Below are 20781 nucleotides of genomic sequence, written 5' to 3' on the forward strand. Positions count from 1 at the left end.
ACACTTCTCATTTGTTGGAGATGTACTAAGTATATATTCCTGTGATTAAATTCGCTTATATATGTGTTAAAATTGAATGAACTTCTCTAAATTAATCAATTTTCTTTTTAACAATAATTGAACCATCTTCATTTTTTATAATTGTTACACCTTTTGGGGCTTTCTCTGACCAAGTTTTTCCTCCATCTGTAGAAAACATCACTTTACCATTTTCATTCTTTGTCATAAATGGTTCTTTCAATTTTTCTGGCTCACCTTTAATCCAAGTTTTACCACCGTCTTTAGAAAATTTAACAGTACCATTTTCTTTTTTTACAATTAGTTTCTTTTTCGCAAAAACTGCTCCGTCACCTTTTGCTTCAACTTTGAAATGATCAGGAGCTTTTTCGCTCCAAGTCTTCCCACCGTCTTTAGAGAACTTAAGCTTTCCGTTCTCATTCTTTACCATTAAACCTCCAGAAGGTGCAGATTTAGCTTCACCAATTATAAATGATTCTTTTCCATCTACATCTTTGATTATTTTTTCCCCTTCAGGTGCACCTGGTATCCATGTTGTACCATCATCAGTTGAGTGACTTATTACACCATTTTCATTTTTAACTAACATTTTTGTCATAACTTTTTCACCTTGTTGAGAAAATGAAGTTTCCTCACTTTTAACTTTGGATCCATCATTATTAGCAGCGTATACAGCTCCTGAACCGATGCCTAAAACGATTGCGCTACATACTGATGCTGTAACCGCCTTCTTTTTTGTTGTATTTAACAATGTTTTAATTCTTTCTTGCATTTTATTTCCTCCTATATTTTGATTTATGTAAGCAGCTGTCTTACAGTAACAATAGTAGAAGACATACCTTTAACGAACCTTTAACATATTAATTTTTTCTTATATTCTCTTTAAAATAGCTCAAAGTTAATTGGATTAACTAATAGCTTACTATAATTTTCCGAAGACTTATAAGATTATACGTAAGCTTTCTTTTATATTCTGTTTTAAAATTTAACTGAAAATTCACACTAGAGCAAAGTTGTTTTTACATTCCTTTCCTATGCTTAGTAAGTAACCTACTAGCGAAATAGGAGGGAGAAAATTTTGAATTGGAACGCATTGAAAAAGGCAGCTTTTGCTTTTGTTCTTACGACTACATTATCTGTGGGTGTATTTATAGTCTCCGGTAAACCGGCAGCACTAGACATTCCGATTCACAACAAGAAAGATAAGGACCGTTTCATTCAAGTACAATTACTTGGCATTAATGATTTTCATGGACAATTGAATACAACTCGAAAATTTAATGGTAGGAATGTTGGCGGAGCAGCTTATCTTTCGGCATATTTGAAACAAAAGAAAAAAGAAAACCAAAACACTATTTTAGTTCATGCCGGTGATATGGTCGGCGGTAGTCCTCCAATATCTTCATTTCTACAAGATGAACCTACCATTGAAGTATTAAACAGGATGGATTTTGACTATGGAACACTAGGTAACCACGAATTCGATCGTGGTGTAAAAGAAATGATGAAGCTAATATACGGAGGAAAAAATGCAAAAACTGAATACTTTAACGGGGCAAACTTTCCATATTTATGTGCTAACGTAATCGATGATCAAACAGGTAAGACAATTCTACCTCCATATAGTATAAAAAAAATAAATGGTGTACCGATTGGATTTATTGGTGTCGTAATAAAAGATACTCCAAAAATTGCACCACCTAATCAAACCGCTGGAGTAAAGTTTATTGATGAAGCAACAGCAATCAACCATTCTGTAGAAGCACTAAAAAAACAAGGTGTGAAAGCAATTGTGGTAATCGCACATGATGGAGGAAGTCAATCCAATTCTACTGGGAAAGTTACAGGTGATATTGTTCGAATGGCAAAAAAAATGGACGATGAAGTTGACGTTATTATTTCTGGACATACACATACTTATCTTAATAAAGAAGTAAATGGAAAACTGATTGTGCAAGCATATTCATACGGAACAGCTTTCTCTGATATTCACTTGAAAATCGATACTAAAACGAAAGATATCATAGACAAACATGCTAAAATCGTAATGGTTTATCAAGATGCAATTAAACCAGATCCTGAAATAAAAGTAATGATTCAAAAATATGAATCAAAAATTGCACCCGTTGTTAATAAGGTTGTTGGAAAAGCAGGAGACGACGTGTTTAGTAAGAAAAATCATGACGGAGAATCCAGTTTAGGAAGTATAATTGCAGATTCACAACGCAATGCAATGAATTCCGATTTTGCATTCATGAACTTTAGTGGGATTCGTGCTGATCTTCCTAAAGGGGATGTAACAATGGATGAATTGGTCACAATCCAACCATTTAAACTTAAACTTGTTAAGATGACTTTAACTGGTGAACAAATCCGAAAACTGCTCAATCAACAATGGCAGTATAACGGAAACGTTCGAATGCTACAAATTTCTGGTTTAAAATATACTTGGGATGATAGTAAGCAACCCGGCCAAAAAGTGATTAAAATTATGCGAACAGATGGTACCCCAATAAATACTCAAACTAAGTATAGTGTTACAACTAATAGCTATCTCTCAAATGGCGGTGACAACTTCTCCGTTTTACTTGATGGTAAAAATAAAATCGTAGGTCTAACTGATTTAGATGCATTTGAAAATTATTTGAAGGAACAAAAAAAACCATTAGTCGCAGCATATGATGGACGAATCATTCGGATAAAATAGATAAAGTAAGTTACTTAAAAGGCTCGTTTGTAAAGGGTTCTGTAGATTTATTTTTTAAGCTCCTCATCTTTTCTATTTTTAACAAAAAAGAAGCTGACTCAAAATTCGTTGTAAAACAACTTATTTGAGTCAGTTTTTCATTTCACATCAATTTTTAGGGAGATTTGAAAATTATTAACCTCATTTTAAGTGGGATTCCTTCTACTTCTACGCTACTATCATCTGCCTGTTTGGAAGTGTTTGTCTATTTTTTAGATTATAAGCAAAACAAATAAGACCCTAATCCGTGTTATTTTTGGATTGGCCTTTCATTGTATGCTTTATGAGTTAATTTTTTTCAGATTTCCGAACTTTTTTTATCTCATGAACCTCTTATGAGTATCATATTTTCAGATTCTTCCTTCTTGCTTGCTAATAAGCTCTCTACTCTGTTTTTATAGTTTAATCAGAAAAAAAAAGTTCCCTATCAAAAGGGAACTTTTTGCTTATGCTTTAATGTAACGTAATACTGGTTTACGAGCTGCTAAAGTTTCGTCAAGACGGCTTACAACTGTAGTGTGTGGAGCTTCTTGTACGATTTCTGGATTTTCTTCTGCTTCTTTAGCGATTGTAATCATTGCATCAACGAACGCATCTAAAGTTTCTTTAGATTCTGTTTCAGTTGGTTCAATCATGATACACTCTTCCACATTTAATGGGAAGTAAATTGTTGGTGGATGGTAACCAAAGTCTAATAGGCGTTTTGCGATATCTAACGTACGAACACCTAATTTCTTTTGACGTTTTCCACTTAATACAAACTCATGCTTACAATGACGATCGAATGGTAGATCGAAATGAGGCTCTAAACGACGCATCATGTAGTTAGCATTTAATACTGCATCTTCTGTTACTTGTTTTAAACCTTCTGGACCCATTGAGCGAATGTAAGTGTATGCACGAACATTAATTCCAAAGTTACCGAAGAAAGGTTTTACACGACCGATTGTTTCTGGACAATCATAGTTTAATACATATTCATCTCCAACTTTATCAACGATTGGTGCTGGTAAGTAAGGGATTAAGTCTGCTTTAACACCTACAGGACCAGAACCAGGGCCACCCCCACCGTGTGGACCAGTGAATGTTTTATGAAGATTTAAATGTACTACATCAAATCCCATATCTCCAGGACGTGCTTTACTTAATACAGCATTTAAGTTAGCTCCATCATAATAAACTTTTCCGCCTGCAGCATGGATAATTTCAGAAATTTCATAAATATCTTCTTCAAATAATCCTAGTGTATTAGGATTAGTAAGCATTAATGCTGCAACGTTTTCATCAACAACACGACGTAAATCATCTAAGTCAACTAAGCCTTTTTCATTTGATTTAACTGTGATTGTTTCGAAACCTGCTACAGTTGCTGATGCTGGATTTGTACCGTGAGCTGAGTCAGGTACGATTACTTTAGTACGGTTGAAGTCACCGCGACTTTCGTGATAAGCACGGATAATCATTAATCCAGTCCACTCACCATGTGCACCTGCAGCTGGTTGTAATGTTACTTCATCCATACCAGTAATTTCTTTTAATTCTGTTTGAAGCTCATGCATTAATTCAAGCGCACCTTGCACTGTATATTCATCTTGAAGTGGGTGAACATGTGCAAAACCTGCCATACGAGCTACAGCTTCATTAATTTTTGGATTGTATTTCATTGTACAAGAGCCAAGTGGATAGAAACCTGAGTCTAAACCGTGATTTCTTTTTGATAACGCTGTATAATGACGCATTAAATCTAATTCAGAAACCTCTGGTAGTTCAGCTTTTTCTTTACGAACATAAGCACTTGGAATAACTTCATTAATATCGATTTCTTCTACATCCCATGTAGGAAGACTATATGCAATACGACCTTCTTTACTTATCTCAAAAACTAACGGTTGATCCTTCAGCATGTTGAATCCCCTTTCCGTCTACTAATAGTGCTAACTCTTCTACAAATGTATCAATATGTTGTTTAGAGCGTAATTCAGTTACTGCGATTAACATATGATTTTCCATAGTAGGTTCAACTTTTGCTAAGTCATAACCACCGATAATTTTCTTCGTAAATAATTGTTTATTGATTTCTGAAACATTTTGTTTCACATCAATTACTAGTTCGTTAAATGCAGCACCTTGGAATACAACTTCGATCCCGTTTTCATTTAATTTTTTCTTCATATATTGAGTACGAGAAATATTTTGCATTGCCATTTCTACAGCACCATTTTTACCAAGAGCTGTCATAGCAACAGAAGCTGCTAATGCATTTAGAGCTTGGTTAGAACAAATATTTGAAGTCGCTTTGTCACGACGAATATGTTGTTCACGTGCTTGTAATGTTAATACGAAACCGCGACGACCTTCTCCATCAACAGTTTGACCAACTAAACGACCTGGCATTTTTCTCATTAATTTAGTTGTTGTAGCAAAATATCCACAGTGAGGTCCGCCAAATTGAGTTGGAATACCAAATGTTTGAGCATCACCTGCAACGATATCTGCTCCGAATTCACCTGGAGGAGTTAAAGCTGCTAATGCTAATGGATTACTTGAAACAACGAATAAACTTTTACCAGTATGTGCAATTGGTTCGATTTCTGCTAATTCTTCTACTTGTCCATAGAAGTTAGGATATTGAACAACAACACATGCTACATTATCATTCATTTCATTTTTTAATTCTTCTATATCAGTTCTTCCATCTTTAATGCCGATTTCAACAACCTCTAAGTGTTGACCTTTTGCATAAGATAAGATAACTTCACGTGATTGTGGATGAACACCTTTTGATACTAAAATACGTTTTTTACCATTGTGACCTGCGGCTAAAGTAGTTGCTTCCGCTAAAGAAGTACCACCGTCATACATTGAAGAGTTTGCTACAGCCATACCTGTTAATTCACAAATCATTGTTTGGAATTCAAAAATTGCTTGAAGTTCACCTTGTGAAATCTCAGGTTGATACGGCGTATAAGCAGTATAAAACTCTGAACGTGAAATAACATGATCTACAACTGTTGGTAAGTAATGATCATAAACACCAGCACCTAAGAAAGATACATACTCTCTTAAGTTAGCATTTTTATTCGCTAATCCACTTAACTCCTGGATTAAATCAGTTTCTGATTTAGCTTTTTTAATATTTAATAAGCCATTAAAACGAACTTTCTCAGGAATATCACTAAATAATTCATCAACTGATGAAACGCCTACTACTTTTAACATCTCTTGACGATCTTGCTCTGTCATTGGTAAATAACGATGCATTAAGGTAATCCCCTTTCTCCCCCTAGTTACTTCTTCTCTCTTTTATAAAATGGTTTTGAAACTACAACAGCTTTTAATTTTTTATTTCGAATTTCAACCTCAAGCTCAGTGCCTAAAGCAGAAAATTCCGATTTAATTAATGCAAGGCCAATATTTTTCTTTAATGTTGGAGATTGCGTACCACTTGTTACTTCACCAATTACTTCCCCGTTTACATATACAGGATAGTGAGTTCTTGGGATACCTTTGTCAATCATTTCAATTCCAACAAGTTTACGAGGTACACCTTGCTCTTTTTGATTTTTCAGAACTTCTTTTCCGAAGAAATCTTCTTCTTTATTTAATTTCACTGCAAAGCCGATACCAGCTTCTAATGGAGTAATGTCTTTAGTTAGTTCTTGACCATATAAAGCTAGTGCTGCTTCGAAACGAAGTGTATCGCGCGCACCTAATCCACATGGTTTTAAACCGTCTTCCTTACCTGCTTCTAATAGTAACGTCCAAAGTTTAGACGCGTCTTCAGCAGCTAAGTATAATTCATACCCATCTTCACCAGTGTAACCTGTACGTGAAACTAAAACATTTAGGTCACCAATTAATACATTATTTTTAAAAGTAAAGTACTTAATATCCGTAACGTTTTCTTCAGTTAGACGTTGTAAAATTGCTACAGCCTTTGGCCCTTGTAGAGCTAATTGTGCAACTTCATTACTTTTATTTTCTACTTTTACATCACCTTCAACATGTGAAAGTAACCATTCGAAATCTTTTTCAATATTAGACGCATTTACAACTAATAAATAGTGTTCATCGTTATACTTATAAACCAGTAAGTCGTCTACAGTTCCTGCATTTTCATAGCACATTGCAGTATATAATGCGCCTTCTTCATTTAATTTTGAAATATCATTTGTCATCATTTTTTGTAAATATTTAAGACTATCTTTACCAGTTACTTCAATTTCTCCCATATGAGAAACATCAAATAATCCAGCCGCTGTACGAACAGCTTCGTGTTCTTCTTTAATGCTTGAAAATTGCACCGGTAGCTCCCAGCCACCAAAATCAATTGTTTTACCACCTAACACTTTGTAATCTTCAAACAAAGGTGTACGTAATAAAGTCGTCATGTAGCCATTTCCCCCTTAATCTACATGCTAGCATGATGGAAAACTAAATTAATAGTTCGTTCAGCTAACCATTAAATAATTTACATATTTTTGTATATTTTCGGAAAAACTAGTAGAAAACAAGAAAATATTATCAGACTATATTAGTTAACTGTTTTTTCTTAACAATAAAAGTATTTTGTTTAATAAAAGAATAATAAATTTTTACTTTTTTCCTACACTATTATCCTAACATTAAACGACAAGTTTCATCAATATCCAAGTTAATTTTTTTAAAAATAAAATTACGAACATTATATCAGTTATCCTACTATAACGTTCATGATTATCTAATATAAATTAGAAATAGGTGAATATTGCATGTCAATAGAGATTAAATTCCATACAGAATGGCAGGAAGAGTTCTTAGAAAAGTTAGAAAGTGATGGACCATGGTCAAATTGGGAGAATTATAAACTCGCATATCATACTTCTACGAAATTAGCAGTTCCTTCTTTTACTGGTATGATTGCTCCTACCCATTTACCAAATTTAACTCCACTACCCCATCAATTAGAAGTTGCTACGACTGTCATTGAAAAAATGAACGGTAAAGCAATTCTTGCAGATGAAGTAGGTTTAGGTAAAACAGTTGAAGCAGGATTAATTTTAAAGGAATACATGATTCGCGGATTAGTTAATAAAGTTCTAATTCTAGTTCCAGCTTCACTCGTATCACAGTGGACATTTGAATTAAATACAAAGTTCCATATCCCTGCAATAGCTCAACAAAAAAAGAATTATGTATGGGATAGTTGTGATGTAGTTGTTTCTTCAATAGATACGGCAAAAAGAGAACCTCATCGTGAAAAAATATTAGACATTAATTATGATCTAATCATTATCGATGAAGCTCACAAACTTAAAAACAATAAAACAAAAAACTATGAGTTTGTTCAACTTCTTAAAAAGAAATATTGTTTACTATTAACTGCTACACCAGTTCAAAACAATATTGAAGAAATCTTTCACCTAGTTTCATTATTAAAACCAGGTCACTTAGGTAATAAATCTAGTTTTGAAGAATATTTTTCTGCTAAAAACCGCTCATTAGAACACGAAGACATGCTACGCGAACTTATTGGAAAAGTAATGGTTCGAAATCGTAGACAAGATACAGGTATCGAATGGACTAAGCGTAAAGTTGAAACAGTACTAATTAATTTTAGTGAAGATGAACAAAAACTATATGACTTAATAGATGAATGGCAGAAATCACAATATACCGGTGTAACATCGGCCTTCTCTTTTTTAACATTTAAAAGAGAAGCTTGTAGTAGTCGTGAAGCTGTATATGTCTCGATGAAGAAAATGCTACAGAGATTTGAAAAAGAAAATATTGATATGAATGATCCTTATGTCGATAAAGTTTTACATCAGATTAATCAAATTACCTCTAATTCAAAAGCAAATAAAGTAGTTGAACTAATAAAAAAAATAAATGATAAAGTAATTATTTTTACTGAATATCGAGCTACCCAATTGTACTTACAATGGTTTTTAAAACAAAATGGCATTACGTCTGTTCCATTCCGTGGTGGTTTTAAACGCGGAAAAAAAGACTGGATGAAGGAATTATTTAAAAGTAGGGTACAAGTTCTAATAGCAACCGAGGCTGGTGGAGAAGGGATTAACTTACAATTCTGTTCTAATATGATTAATTATGACCTCCCTTGGAATCCAATGAGATTAGAACAAAGAATTGGTCGTATACATCGTCTTGGACAAACAGAAGATGTTAGCATCTATAATTTTGCAACAGTCGGTTCGATTGAAGAACACATTTTACGATTGCTTTATGAGAAAATCCATTTATTTGAACGTGTAATTGGTGAACTTGACGATATCTTAACTCGAATTCCATATAAAGATTTCGAAGCCCATATGAATGAAATTTTTATTAATTCAAAAACAGAAGGCGAAATGAAAATTAAAATGGAAAATTTAACATCCATTATTCAATTACAGCAACATAAACAAGCAGGTGATAGTTATGCAGCAACATGAAATTCATGATTATATTGAACATTTTTTCCGACATAATGATTGTGAAATCATTAAGAAAATGCCAACGTATTTAGAAATTCAATTAACGATCGACATGGATAAAAAATTAATGAACCGACCTTTCTATTGGCATTATTTAGAAAAAACTGGCGGCATTCCAAATCCAATGAAATTAACAATTATTACTGATAGTGATAATGCACCGGAAGATCTTAAAGGCGAACAAATTCATTTTGGCTCGCCTCGTCTTCACCAGATTTTCTCAATTGTTAATGAACTTGGACAATCAATTAGACTTTATGAAGACACAAAAGCACCGATAGGCCAACAGATTGCACTTCATCCTTGGTTAGCTGTTAATTATCAAGTTTCATTTACTTGTGATCATAAAAAAGATTATTTATATTCTTTTGGAATCCATTTAATTTCAGGAAAAATAATTGAGGATTTTCATACAAAAATTGAAAAAATTCAATTTAACTCAAAAATTCCTGACTTTTGCTATTCAATGTCTCCGATCATTAAACCAATTAGTGGATTAAATCGTATGGAACAATTACTTCGAAATAAAATTGAGGCTGAAGATAAGAGTTGGGCTGAAGACGCAAGAAATAGATGGCAACATGATTTAGATTTACTAAATCAATTTTATAAAGATGATGAGGATAAACCAGAAAATTATCATGTTGAGTTAAATGCATTAAAGGAACTTTATGAACCAATCATTCATATTGAATGTATAAATGGTGGACTATTTTATTTATCTCCAAACAAAATGAGTGATTTAAATTAAAAAGAAAGACTGATTTCGTTTTTTTAAGGAAATCAGTCTTTCTTTTTAATTATATACTTTTCTTTTCTTTTTCTTTTCGATTTGAAATTTTTTTCATATATAAAGCTATACTCAATGGTAACATTCCAAACATGTTAGTAGAAAATGGTGTTTTCAAATCCTCTTTTTCTTGTTTCATTGAATCTCGCTTCTCTTTAGGTTGATCGATATAATTAATAAACTGTTCAGTCATATATTTCACATAATCATTCGTTTTCAAAAAAATCACCTTACTTTCTTATCACTTATTTCTACTATCTCCTCCTTTTGAATAATTTAAACAGTCAATGATTTCCATCGCAATTTCAATTGGCGTTAAATTATTCGTTGATATTTTAAAATCCGCTTTTTTATATTGCGCTTCTCTACTTTGAAATAAAACGGTTAACTCCTCTAACGTTCGATTTACAGCATTTGGTCGATTAGAATCTAAGTGAATTCGATCGAATATTACATCAATTGATGTTTCAAGATAGATAATATTACCAGATTCTTTCATACAACAAATATTTTCATCGCGTAGTATAATGCCCCCACCTGTTGAAATAACCGATTTTTTTCCTGATACATTTCTTAAAATTTGCGTTTCAAAATCACGAAATCCACTTTCGCCGTATTCATTAAACAATTCAGGTATACTTTTTCCTGTTTGAATGACAATTTCCTCATCTAAATCAATAAATTTTTTGTTCATTCTTCTGGCTAGTTCTTTACCAACAGTTGATTTTCCACATCCCATAAATCCTACTAAATAAACTGACTCCATTACATCCTCCAACTTAGTCTATCCATTTAAATACTTGGTTTGAATTCTTTTTATAATTGAATTGAACAACATGTTTTTTTATATTTGAATTACTACTAGTTAATGTAACATGGTATTCATCATTAGCTATTAAAGAGAAATTCCAGACAATTTTTGTATTATTATAATACTTTATTGTATTTGATTGAAAGGGTATTTCTCCACTTTTTAATTCGTAAATTGCTTGTATATGTGCTCGTTCAAGATTATTTTGACTAATTGTATAGCTATAAAAAGTGTGAATTGATTGAAAGATATCAACTTGAATTAGAAAAAAAACTAATAAAAGATTTATCATAAATATTGTATAAGGTAAATAAATGCCTCTTTCATCAAGCCACTTAAACTTAATTAGTAAATATTCGAATCGTTTTTTCATAAATACCACCATTTAGATCAACAACTTTTACTAAAATTTGACTTTGGTAATTTTGACTATATTCGATGTCCCTTATATTTTGAAGGACTATTTCATGTCCTGTTCCAAGCTTTTGCCTCCGAATGAACGTTGCATACTTACGATAAGTAATTGGAACATGAGTGTAATCTTCAAATAGAAGCATGTCTGAATAAACTTTATAACTGCTACTTATATTTACTTCTTTCTGAACTTCTTTAATAAAATTATCTAATTCTAATTTATTAACTGATTCATAGCGATAATTTCGTTTAACAAAGCTTTTTAAACTTGAAGTAGTTATAGCGATAATCATTAAAAATAAAACAAGTGAAAAAAGTGTTTCGATTAAAGTAAATCCCTTTTCATCCAATAATTTTTTCACATATTTCACGTTCCTTATCACGATCGACCCATGAAACACAAATCGAGTGCGAATGATTTTTAGACTTTAATTTTATAGAAAAATCTTTACTATTCCTTTTATATAAACCTTCTTTAAAATCTTCTCTATTAACAAAATAAAGATGCACCATATCCGTTAATAAGTCATCTGCGTTATTTCTTATCGTTAATTGATCTTTTTTTTGTAAAAATAATGACATTGAAGGAACAATCATAAGACAAAAAATAATTAGTAAGTTTAATGAGATGATTGCCTCAATGAATGTAAATCCCTTTTCACTTTTTATCATACTTAAATCGACCACTTCCTAAATAAAAAGTAACAATGTATTCTATTTTTTTATACTTAATTGAAATTGTACCAAAGTTTGAAATATTGCCGTCGGAGTTGAATCGTAATGGGGGTTTTAAAGTTAGATACGTAATCATGATCGATTCGTCAAAGTTTCGGATTACTACTGGTGGATTTAGTAAATTATCCTGTATTTCATATTTTTTTTGATAAAAAATTATTCTAGTTGGCATTTGTTTTAATATTGCGTTTCTTTGAGCAAGAAAAATATCATTCTGAAGCATTTGTATAAATAAGCTTAGTTTTTGTTCATCTTCAACTTTTCTAACTTGAGAAATCGGTAAAATTAATAACATCATCATTATTGTTAGGACTAATAACAATTCAATAAACGTAAAACCAGGAGAATTCCCCAATCTTTTTTTAAGGCATCGATACTGTGCCAGTCGATTTGTCATACGATAATTCTACTTTATTTTTGCATTTATAAGTTGTAATATAGCCCTGTTCCTTCAAACTCAATAAACTTTCCGGTAATTGTTCATTGTCTAACCTATACGCCTCAACGCTCGATTGAACCATTTTTTGCAGTGCCAAACAGCCTTTCGTTTGGATTGACTCTTGCTGCTTTCCTAAATTTGGAATTACAAGTAATAATAAAAGGGAAATGATTGTTAAAACAATTAGCATTTCAATAAGGGTGAATCCATTTTGCTCATTTAGTTTTTCAGTCCCTAAACGAGCATATTTGCGAACTTTCTTTAAAATAAACACACGCTCATTCACAACATAATCCTCCTAAATATTGTTCATCAATTGAAACATTGGAAATAAGATGGCTACGTACAGTGAAAGAATACTTGATGAGATAAGAATTAAAATAATCGGTTGAATGATTTTTATTGATCGATGAAAATATTCTTCGATACTATCTTTTAAATAATCAGCATAATCAGCAAGTTCTTTTCCAAGTATACTATTGTTCATGCCATGTTCAATCACAAATAATAAATCTCTATGAAATGTACGTTCATTTCTTAAAGCTTCTTGCATAGAGATTCCATTACGAATTTGATTATATAAAACAAGAGCTTTTTCTTTTAAAAATGTTCTACTTTCATTATTCTGCATCGTTTTTAATGCATCACTAATTGGAAATCCAGCATGTAGTAAAATACTTAATTGCATTGAAAATTCATAAGTATTGATCGCGATTAAATATTTGCTAACGAATGGGATTAGAACAAGTTTATTCATTCGCTCGATCGGATTTAATTTTTTTATCGTAATTAAATAAACAAAAACAATACAACCAAGTATGATAAGTGAGAAAAACATAATTGAAGGTAGGTTTTTTATAAATTTTAAGTAGATGAAAATAAACGAATGCTGGTTGGATTGAAACGTAGAAAAAAGCATTTCATATTGAGGAATAATTAAACTTTTGAACAAAAATAAAATGAATAAAAGTATTGAAATTAGAAAAATAGGATAGCCCATGATTTTTCTTAAATAGGCTCTATGTTGAATTTTTTTAGTTAGCATAAAGCTACCTTCACTTAATGCAAAAGATAAATCACCATGCTTTTTAGCATAATACAAGTAAACAAGAACGTCTGGATGAAGCCTTAATAATTTAGCGAATTCAATAAACGAATGCCCTTCTAACAATGATATTTTAGCTTTTTCAATTAATCCTTTAACATCGTCTTGGAATTGTATCGTTAGAAATTCAATCGCTTGTATTAAGGGATATCCTTTTTCTAAAAGTTCACTTAATATTTTTAAAAGCCTAGCCTGTTCATTATACGATAACCTTCTTTTAATAAGCTTTTTAACCATATAGCATACTTTTGTCAAAAGATTTATAATCAATAAATCCTAAAGCATATCCTTTAATAAGTTGATCATTTAAAGTGTTGAATTGAAATTGTTTATCGCTTCCTTTAATTTGTTTTATGACCGAATTTAATGCATTTCCATACAGTAATTCATATACTCCTAACCTCCGGTTTGTTCGATGAACGAAACAATTTGGCTCGCACTCACCTTCACAAAAACGACATTTTACTTGAACTAATCTCTGTGAAACGATTGCTACGATCGCTTGGAATAATTCTTCTTTAGGAATCCCAAGCTCCAGCATTCTATAGATCGCACCCTTAGTGTTGTTAGAATGAATTGTTGTTAATACTAAATGACCTGTTAAAGCGGCTCTAACAGCGATTTTCGCTGTCTCCTCATCCCGGATTTCTCCTACCATTACGATATCAGGATCTGATCGAAGAATAGCTTTTAAACCAGTTTCATAAGTTAGCCCGGCTTTCTCATTAACTTGTACCTGAGAGTATTCATCTGACTTTCTTTCAATCGGGTCCTCTAAAGTTATAATATTTCTAGCAATGTCTTTTTTAGCTGACTGTAATAGAGAATACAATGTAGTAGTTTTACCGCAACCAGTAGGACCTGTAAACAACATTAAACCGTGTGAATGATGTATTAAAGACAAAAGCTTACGAGTTGTAGATGGAAATAAGGATAGACTTTCTATTGGAGAAATTTTTTGTTGTGGGTGAATTCGAATAACTAATGATTCGTCTAAGATCGTAGGCAATGTTGCCAATCGAAGCGATAATAAAATGTCGTTTATATTAACGACTAATATTCCAGTTTGTGGTCTCCTTATTTCGCCTATATCCATACTTCCTAAAAATTTTAAATGCGTTATCATCCTCTTAGATTTCTCCTTATTAATTCGCTGAATGATTTTCAAATCTCCATCAACACGAAAATAAATTTCTACATGATCCTGTTTTGGTAATAAATGAATATCCGAGGCACCAAAATGACAAGCTTTTTTTAAAAGTTCTTCGACCATATTTTCAACCGATACCACATTTCTTCCCCCTTTCTCATTTGTAGCAATTATAGTTTCGTTTCAATCGACTATCAAATCATGAAAATTATGTATTTGTTTAAAAAACTTAGTTTTCATCAAAATTTTCATACAAACTAAAGGTTAATTAATTAAAATAATGGACTTGAAATTCAAAAATTAATTGAAAAATAATATGATGATTTTTAAAGCAATGTATAGAAAATATCAAATTAAGAAAAATAATAATGGATAAGCTACATTCATTATCTTTGTATCAATTTAGAATTGTATTGAATTGTATTAATACATTGTTTACAATTGTAACTTTCTTATTTTATAATAATGAATGGGTAGAAATTTTTTATGGGGGGATTTAGAATGGATCGCATGTTCCGCGTTCTAGGATTCTGGACAGCAATATTTACAGTAATGTTCTTTGTTGGACATATGTCAGCAGCAGCACTTATTTTCGCATGTCAAACAGCATTTTTCTTTGTATTAGGCTCTCTGAAGCTTTCTGAGCGTATGTACATCTATATCTTTGGCGCATACTTAACTGTGTTCTTTATTGGATTTACATATTATAGTACTTTCTTATTAGTACCAAGCTTTAGTGAATAATAAGAAAACCAGTCATATGACTGGTTTTTTTATTTATATTCATTTAATGAAATTAACTCATTCAACTTAGATTGATCAATTTTTGACATTCCCTTTGTTTGTAACAAGACTTGAAACGAATCGCTTATCCCACCAGGCATAATCAGTGATTGGACTGCCCTATTTTGTTTATACTCACTCGAAAATGGATTTGATTGAGCATGAGGAATGAGCCAATTTAAGACTCCAAAATCTAATAAAGCCTCTCTTTGACTAGAAAAGTATAGGTTTTCAATATTATTTATCGTTCCAAAATTCTTTAATTCATCCCAGTGTATATGTGTAGTTATGTCCATTGTACCTAAGTTCTCAAATAAATTTGTTTTCATTTCATGTTTTGAATAACCACGCAAACTTCCTTTAATTCGTTGGGGTGCATCCCATTCTTCTCTAGTAAATCCATAATCAACAGTTAATATGATTCCATAATTAAGTTTTGATTGTAAAAGGTCATATAATTTTTCCATTCCAACTGGAATTTCAACTCTTTGACCATTTTTACCATCAAAATGATTTCTTATTAGAAAATCGATTATTACTGGATCTTTTATATTAACAAGATTTTCTCTTAGATTATTTTGCTCATCAAGAGTAATTACAACCTCTTGCCACTCGTTATGTTTGAATTCCACTACTCGTACTGGTAAAGCGTCAAACAATTCGTTTGAGAATATCATACCGTTATTGATTTGTTCAATCTCTTCTATATTTGAGAAATAGTTACAACTCAAATGGCTTTCCAATAGGTCTTGTTGTAATTTCCGATGATATTTACTTGCATCAATTATATAGTAAGTTATTCGATTATAAATTTCTGGCTCATTTTCTTTACAATACGAAAGAAAAGATGAGGCAAATCTACCGTTTCCACCGCCAACTTCAACAAAAAAAGGTTCAATTAGATTAGTCTTAACAAATCGACAAAAGGTGGCTGCAATTACTTCTCCATATATTAAACCAACTGAGCTTGAAGTATAAAAATCACCTTTTCGACCAATTTTTTCATTAGCCATTTGATAATAACCTTTTTCTGGATTATAAAGAACTAATGAAATAAATTGTTCGTATGTAATAAAATGATCTTCACTATTATTTATTGCGTTTAAAATTAAGTTTTTCATCATTTCACCTTAAAGAAATGGATTATACCTTTTCTCGTCACCAATTGTTGTAGTATCACCATGACCACTGCATACAACTACATCATCTGGTAAAGATAGAAGCTTACCTTTTATACTTCTAATTAGTTGGTCGTGGTCTCCACCTGGTAAATCTGTACGGCCAATACTGCCTTCAAATAATGCATCTCCAGAAAAGACTGTTTTGATTTCTTTACAATAAAATGAAACACTTCCTGGTGAGTGGCCTGGAGTTTCAAAAATTGAAAATAAGAAATGACCGATTTCCATTTTACCTTCTTTTTCAATTAGGTGATCTGCTTCCCTAGCAAAAATGGATTGATTTCTCATAAATAATTCAGAACCATTTTTTTGACCGTCAGTTAACCAATCTGCTTCATATTTATGGATATAAACGGGTATATTATACTCATCACGCACATCGTCAACAGCCCCAATATGGTCAAAATGAGCATGCGTTAAAAGAATTGCTAATGGCTTTAATCCATTTTCTTCAATTTTATTAAAGATTACATCAGCATCTTCGCCTGGATCAAAGATTACTGCTTCTTTCATATCATTACTTATGATATAGCAATTAGTTTGTAAAGGACCCAACGGTAATTGAAAAACATTCATATTCATATCCTGCTTTCTTTATTTAATCTATATAATACTATATCATAATTTTGTTTTAGCATTTAATTTCAAATAGACAATTGTTCATAAAAGTTTTACAATAATAATGATGTGATAGCAAACAGGGGTTGCTTGAAGAAATTTATAGGGGGTTTACAATGGGTACAGTTATTATTTTTATACTAGTAGCTATTCTAAGTGTTCCAGCTTTTTTAGGATCAATTAAAAAGAAGAACTTATTAGCCATTTTTTGGTCTGGAGCTACTTTAGTTTTATTTGGTTGGTTTGCCATTATGACAATTTTACATAACGGATATCCACCAGCGCACTTATAAAATTTATTCTTTATGTAGCGTACTAATTTCTACATAGAAACATGTTACTTAAAATAAAAAAGCTGACATTAAATTGTCAGCTTTTTTATTTTAAAGTTTGGTTGGTGTAATTTTCTAAATTAAATAATGATCCTAATAGGATTGGAAACGTTTCTGAAAAAATGGATTCAAACATAGAAAGTGGCAATGGGTTAATTCCTTTACCTAATTCCAATGTAAATCCAGGTTTCCTAAATTCTTGTATATACCAATCTTTATAACCTGCGTGGCTATCAATCGTTTTTACAGACTTATATGGACTCACACTCGCAAAATAATTAGCATAAACCTCCGAAATTGCCGGCTCAAGCTGTCCATAGCCCCAATAGAATTCCTTCCCTTGTGTATGGAGTGCTAATAATAGATCAAACTGCTTTTCAATCGCCAAATTGCTCATTGCAATTGCTTCTGGTTCAGTTAATGGCGCATCTCCTGGATAATCTCTTGGAGCGTATGTTTTTTGCTTCTTTCTTTCTTTTTCAACCTCCCAATTTGCCGGAAATTGATTATTTAAATCAACACCTCTAATATTCGCTTTCCACCCAGTAAAACCATCATTTCCATTGTTTATTTGATTAACAAAATCCATAAATTCTTTATAATCAACAACTTCATTTAAAACTAAATTTACTCCATCAGGATTAACCATTGGTACAACCGATAATGTATTTTGATTAAATAAGGTCAATAGCTCTTGATGGAAGGGTAAATCCTCCATTGCTACCGTGTTACATAACCAAACAACCATCTTCAATATGACACAGGTTGTAATCCATTCATTTGCATGAAATGAACCATTCCAATGAATCTTTCTCGGACCTTTGCCAATCTCAATTTCGTAAATAGGTTTGTTCAAAACACTATAACCGATTGTATTCACACGAAGAAAAGGAAATTTTTCAACTAATAAGCTGATATCATTAGTCAGTTCATTAAAATCATATCTTCTTGGATAGAAGACATAGGGTCGATTACTATTATTCAATATTTTCACCTCATATAAATTTATCTAATTAATTGTATGAAGTAAAAATAAAGAAAAGCACTCCCTTAAAGGAAGTGCTTTTTATCGTTATTCAAACTTTGTTTCACCTTTATCATATTTGATTTGGTAGAAACGTAGTAAATCTTTATAAATGATTGAGTTTGAGTACTCAAGTGATTTATTTGCTTTTGCTAAATCTTCTTTAGGTGGTTTTTGACCTTTTAATTCTTCACCAGTTTTTGGATCATACATCTTCTCACCAGTATAAATATACTTATCAGTAACAATTGTACCATCACGGAAGACTACGAAATCTTTGTGTTTTGGAGAGAATAAATCATTACCAAAGTTGATAGATGTTTTATTTGGATCTTCACCTAATAAGTTTAAGATTGTAGGCTTGATGTCAATTTGACCTGCTACTTCATGCATTGTTTTACCTTTAGTTTGTCCAGGTAAGTGGATAAAGAAAGGTACTTGTTGTAATTTAACATGTTCAGCAGGAGTGATATCTTGTCCTAAAACTTCACTCATTGCACGATTATGGTTTTCAGAAATACCATAGTGGTCACCATACATAACAATAATCGTATTATCATATAAACCTTTTGCTTTCATTTCTTCAATGAAATGTTTGATTGATTCATCTAAATAACGAACTGTTGTTACATAATTATCAACAGTTTGGTCACCTGTTTTTAAACGAGGAATCATTAAATCTTTATCATCTAACTCAAACGGATAGTGATTTGTTAATGTAATCATACGGTTGTAGAACGGTTTAGGTTCAGCAGCCATTTTTTCTACAGATTGCTCAACAAAATATTTATCTTTCAGACCCCAGCCAATTGAAGTAGCTGCAGATACTTTAAAGTCAGCTTCATTATAATAACGATCGTAACCTAGACTTGGATACATCATATCACGGTTCCAGAACGATTTATTATTTGAATGCATTACAGAAGTATAATAGCCTTGATCCTTTTTAAGGATAGCTGGAGTAGCAGTAAACGTATTACTACTGTTAGTAAAGTATACAGCTCCGCGATCTAATGGGAATAAACTATTATCAACTAGGAATTCAGCATCAGAAGTTTTACCTTGACCAGTTTGGTGGTAGAAATTATCAAAGTAATAACTTTCTTTTGTAAATTTATTTAAGAATGGTGTAATTTCTTTACCATCAACTTTTCGTCCAATTACGAAATTTTGTAATGATTCTAATGAAACTACAACAACGTTTTTACCTTTATACTTACCGTGTAATTGTGCATTTACACCTGTATCGTTCGCACGAATAAAGTTTTCAATACCAGCTAATTGACTGTCATCAGCCATTGCTTTTTGAGCAGTTGTTTTTGATTGAATAACCATATCATATAAATGATAGTTGTATAAACCTAAGAATTTAACAATGTATTCTCTATCGAATGAACGTGTTAATAATTGAGGACGCTCAGTTTCAGCAAGTCCAAGGTTTACTAAGAAAATAGCTACAGCTCCTAAGAAATAAGCAGTTCTTGCTTTAGCTTTGATGTTACCTGTAGTAAAGAATTTTTTACCCCAAATAAGATTAGCGATAATTAGAATATAAATATCAGAAAAAGCAAAGAATGTTTTATAACTAATCATTGCTTTAACACTTGATCCTAAATCACCGAAGTTGCGCGTCATAAATAAAACTGGGATTGTAACGAAATCATCGAAAAACGAATAATACGCTGTGTCACCAATTAAAATGAATGACATAATTGCACTAATCCAAATAACTGCTCTATTTCTCTTTGGACCTTTTGCAAAAAGACTTATACCGATAAAAATTAATAATGAAGATATAGGTGCAATTATCAAGATAAATTCTTGCATTGAATTTTCAATTTCTAAATCAAAATAAAATTGGCTTAGTAAAGTTGCTTTAATCCATAAAAGGAATACAGCAAGTAACGGGAAACCAAAGTTTTTGATAAACTTTTTCCACATATTCTGTTCCTCCTCTTGTTAAGACTATTAATCTATTATAAACAATGTTTGGCGTTTCACATATCTATTTAATTGGTATTTATTACCAAGAATTTTTTAAATGATTCATACAATCATTAGCTACTAATTGTATTTATCGTATGAATTATTGTAAGAAATCATTTGACGTAACCTCTAGGTTTTTTTCTAACGTCATTCAATTTATCATAAACTGG

22 protein-coding genes are annotated in these 20781 nt (G+C 31.7%); 5 read left to right on the forward strand and 17 right to left on the reverse strand.

What is annotated here, in order from left to right:
- Positions 1 to 91 precede the first annotated feature (91 nt).
- Complete coding sequence (locus tag ACFCYN_RS11610) at positions 92 to 790, reverse strand: sialidase family protein (protein WP_375949409.1); 699 nt, start codon at positions 788 to 790, stop codon at positions 92 to 94.
- A gap of 306 nt (positions 791 to 1096) precedes the next feature.
- Here ACFCYN_RS11610 and ACFCYN_RS11615 point away from each other — a divergent pair, with 306 nt between their 5' ends.
- Positions 1097 to 2725 carry a bifunctional metallophosphatase/5'-nucleotidase gene (locus ACFCYN_RS11615; RefSeq protein WP_375949411.1) on the forward strand — a complete coding sequence of 543 codons (1629 nt, stop codon included), beginning with the start codon at positions 1097 to 1099 and terminating at the stop codon, positions 2723 to 2725.
- A 485-nt stretch (positions 2726 to 3210) separates the two neighbouring features.
- Here ACFCYN_RS11615 and gcvPB read toward each other — a convergent pair whose 3' ends face one another.
- Genes gcvPB through gcvT form a run of 3 tightly spaced genes read right to left on the reverse strand, consistent with a single transcriptional unit; the run spans position 3211 to position 7155 of the window.
- Positions 3211 to 4668, reverse strand: coding sequence for an aminomethyl-transferring glycine dehydrogenase subunit GcvPB (gcvPB, locus tag ACFCYN_RS11620; protein WP_172443888.1), 1458 nt, complete (start codon positions 4666 to 4668; stop codon positions 3211 to 3213).
- On the reverse strand, positions 4640 to 6025 hold the full coding sequence (gene gcvPA / locus ACFCYN_RS11625) for an aminomethyl-transferring glycine dehydrogenase subunit GcvPA (protein ID WP_216854061.1): 1386 nt from the start codon (positions 6023 to 6025) through the stop codon (positions 4640 to 4642). Before gcvPA ends, gcvPB begins: the two co-directional genes overlap by 29 nt.
- A 26-nt stretch (positions 6026 to 6051) precedes the next feature.
- Complete coding sequence (gcvT, locus tag ACFCYN_RS11630) at positions 6052 to 7155, reverse strand: glycine cleavage system aminomethyltransferase GcvT (protein ID WP_172443887.1); 1104 nt, start codon at positions 7153 to 7155, stop codon at positions 6052 to 6054.
- A gap of 360 nt (positions 7156 to 7515) precedes the next feature.
- On the opposite strand from gcvT, the gene ACFCYN_RS11635 reads away from it, so the two are divergent.
- Complete coding sequence (locus ACFCYN_RS11635; protein ID WP_172443886.1) at positions 7516 to 9201, forward strand: DEAD/DEAH box helicase; 1686 nt, start codon at positions 7516 to 7518, stop codon at positions 9199 to 9201.
- Positions 9188 to 9994, forward strand: coding sequence for a YqhG family protein (locus ACFCYN_RS11640; protein ID WP_375949414.1), 807 nt, complete (start codon positions 9188 to 9190; stop codon positions 9992 to 9994). Before ACFCYN_RS11635 ends, ACFCYN_RS11640 begins: the two co-directional genes overlap by 14 nt.
- Before the next feature lie 49 nt (positions 9995 to 10043).
- Here the strand turns inward: ACFCYN_RS11640 and ACFCYN_RS11645 are convergent, their stop codons facing one another.
- The 9 genes from ACFCYN_RS11645 to comGA are packed head-to-tail and all read right to left on the reverse strand — an operon-like array spanning position 10044 to position 14828.
- Complete coding sequence (locus ACFCYN_RS11645) at positions 10044 to 10253, reverse strand: YqzE family protein (protein ID WP_098120103.1); 210 nt, start codon at positions 10251 to 10253, stop codon at positions 10044 to 10046.
- Positions 10254 to 10274: 21 nt separating this feature from the next.
- Positions 10275 to 10799: a shikimate kinase gene (locus ACFCYN_RS11650; RefSeq protein WP_375949416.1), complete on the reverse strand. Its 525-nt coding sequence runs from the start codon at positions 10797 to 10799 to the stop codon at positions 10275 to 10277.
- Positions 10800 to 10812: 13 nt separating this feature from the next.
- Complete coding sequence (locus tag ACFCYN_RS11655) at positions 10813 to 11217, reverse strand: hypothetical protein (RefSeq protein WP_098120038.1); 405 nt, start codon at positions 11215 to 11217, stop codon at positions 10813 to 10815.
- Positions 11186 to 11620 (reverse strand): competence type IV pilus minor pilin ComGF, encoded by a 435-nt coding sequence (gene comGF / locus ACFCYN_RS11660; protein ID WP_375949418.1) that lies wholly within the window; start codon positions 11618 to 11620, stop codon positions 11186 to 11188. Before comGF ends, ACFCYN_RS11655 begins: the two co-directional genes overlap by 32 nt.
- A complete protein-coding gene (locus tag ACFCYN_RS11665; RefSeq protein ID WP_375949420.1) occupies positions 11601 to 11930 on the reverse strand; it encodes a pilus assembly FimT family protein in 330 nt (109 codons plus the stop codon). The genes comGF and ACFCYN_RS11665 overlap by 20 nt, the downstream gene beginning before the upstream one ends.
- Positions 11917 to 12390: a competence type IV pilus minor pilin ComGD gene (gene comGD / locus ACFCYN_RS11670; protein WP_375949422.1), complete on the reverse strand. Its 474-nt coding sequence runs from the start codon at positions 12388 to 12390 to the stop codon at positions 11917 to 11919. Before comGD ends, ACFCYN_RS11665 begins: the two co-directional genes overlap by 14 nt.
- Positions 12356 to 12718 (reverse strand): competence type IV pilus major pilin ComGC, encoded by a 363-nt coding sequence (comGC, locus tag ACFCYN_RS11675; protein WP_375949424.1) that lies wholly within the window; start codon positions 12716 to 12718, stop codon positions 12356 to 12358. The genes comGD and comGC overlap by 35 nt, the downstream gene beginning before the upstream one ends.
- A 12-nt stretch (positions 12719 to 12730) precedes the next feature.
- Complete coding sequence (gene comGB, locus ACFCYN_RS11680) at positions 12731 to 13774, reverse strand: competence type IV pilus assembly protein ComGB (protein WP_375949426.1); 1044 nt, start codon at positions 13772 to 13774, stop codon at positions 12731 to 12733.
- Positions 13767 to 14828 carry a competence type IV pilus ATPase ComGA gene (gene comGA / locus ACFCYN_RS11685; RefSeq protein ID WP_375949428.1) on the reverse strand — a complete coding sequence of 354 codons (1062 nt, stop codon included), beginning with the start codon at positions 14826 to 14828 and terminating at the stop codon, positions 13767 to 13769. The genes comGB and comGA overlap by 8 nt, the downstream gene beginning before the upstream one ends.
- A 360-nt stretch (positions 14829 to 15188) precedes the next feature.
- On the opposite strand from comGA, the gene ACFCYN_RS11690 reads away from it, so the two are divergent.
- Positions 15189 to 15431 (forward strand): DUF2626 domain-containing protein, encoded by a 243-nt coding sequence (locus tag ACFCYN_RS11690; RefSeq protein WP_098120032.1) that lies wholly within the window; start codon positions 15189 to 15191, stop codon positions 15429 to 15431.
- Positions 15432 to 15460: 29 nt separating this feature from the next.
- Here the strand turns inward: ACFCYN_RS11690 and ACFCYN_RS11695 are convergent, their stop codons facing one another.
- Together ACFCYN_RS11695 and ACFCYN_RS11700 are read right to left on the reverse strand one after the other, a co-directional pair.
- Positions 15461 to 16591, reverse strand: coding sequence for an SAM-dependent methyltransferase (locus ACFCYN_RS11695; protein ID WP_375949430.1), 1131 nt, complete (start codon positions 16589 to 16591; stop codon positions 15461 to 15463).
- Positions 16592 to 16600: 9 nt separating this feature from the next.
- On the reverse strand, positions 16601 to 17227 hold the full coding sequence (locus tag ACFCYN_RS11700; protein WP_172443875.1) for an MBL fold metallo-hydrolase: 627 nt from the start codon (positions 17225 to 17227) through the stop codon (positions 16601 to 16603).
- 158 nt (positions 17228 to 17385) lie between these two features.
- Between ACFCYN_RS11700 and ACFCYN_RS11705 the strand changes: the two genes are divergently transcribed.
- Positions 17386 to 17562: a DUF2759 domain-containing protein gene (locus ACFCYN_RS11705; protein ID WP_172443874.1), complete on the forward strand. Its 177-nt coding sequence runs from the start codon at positions 17386 to 17388 to the stop codon at positions 17560 to 17562.
- Between the two features lie 85 nt (positions 17563 to 17647).
- Here the strand turns inward: ACFCYN_RS11705 and ACFCYN_RS11710 are convergent, their stop codons facing one another.
- Positions 17648 to 18586, reverse strand: coding sequence for a M14 family metallopeptidase (locus tag ACFCYN_RS11710; RefSeq protein WP_375949432.1), 939 nt, complete (start codon positions 18584 to 18586; stop codon positions 17648 to 17650).
- Between the two features lie 87 nt (positions 18587 to 18673).
- Entirely contained in the window at positions 18674 to 20566 is a 1893-nt protein-coding gene (locus ACFCYN_RS11715; protein WP_172443873.1) for an LTA synthase family protein, read from the reverse strand.
- Positions 20567 to 20781: the final 215 nt, after the last annotated feature.

Source organism: Gottfriedia sp. NPDC056225 (assembly GCF_042267765.1).
In the GTDB taxonomy this organism is placed as follows: domain Bacteria; phylum Bacillota; class Bacilli; order Bacillales; family Bacillaceae_G; genus Gottfriedia.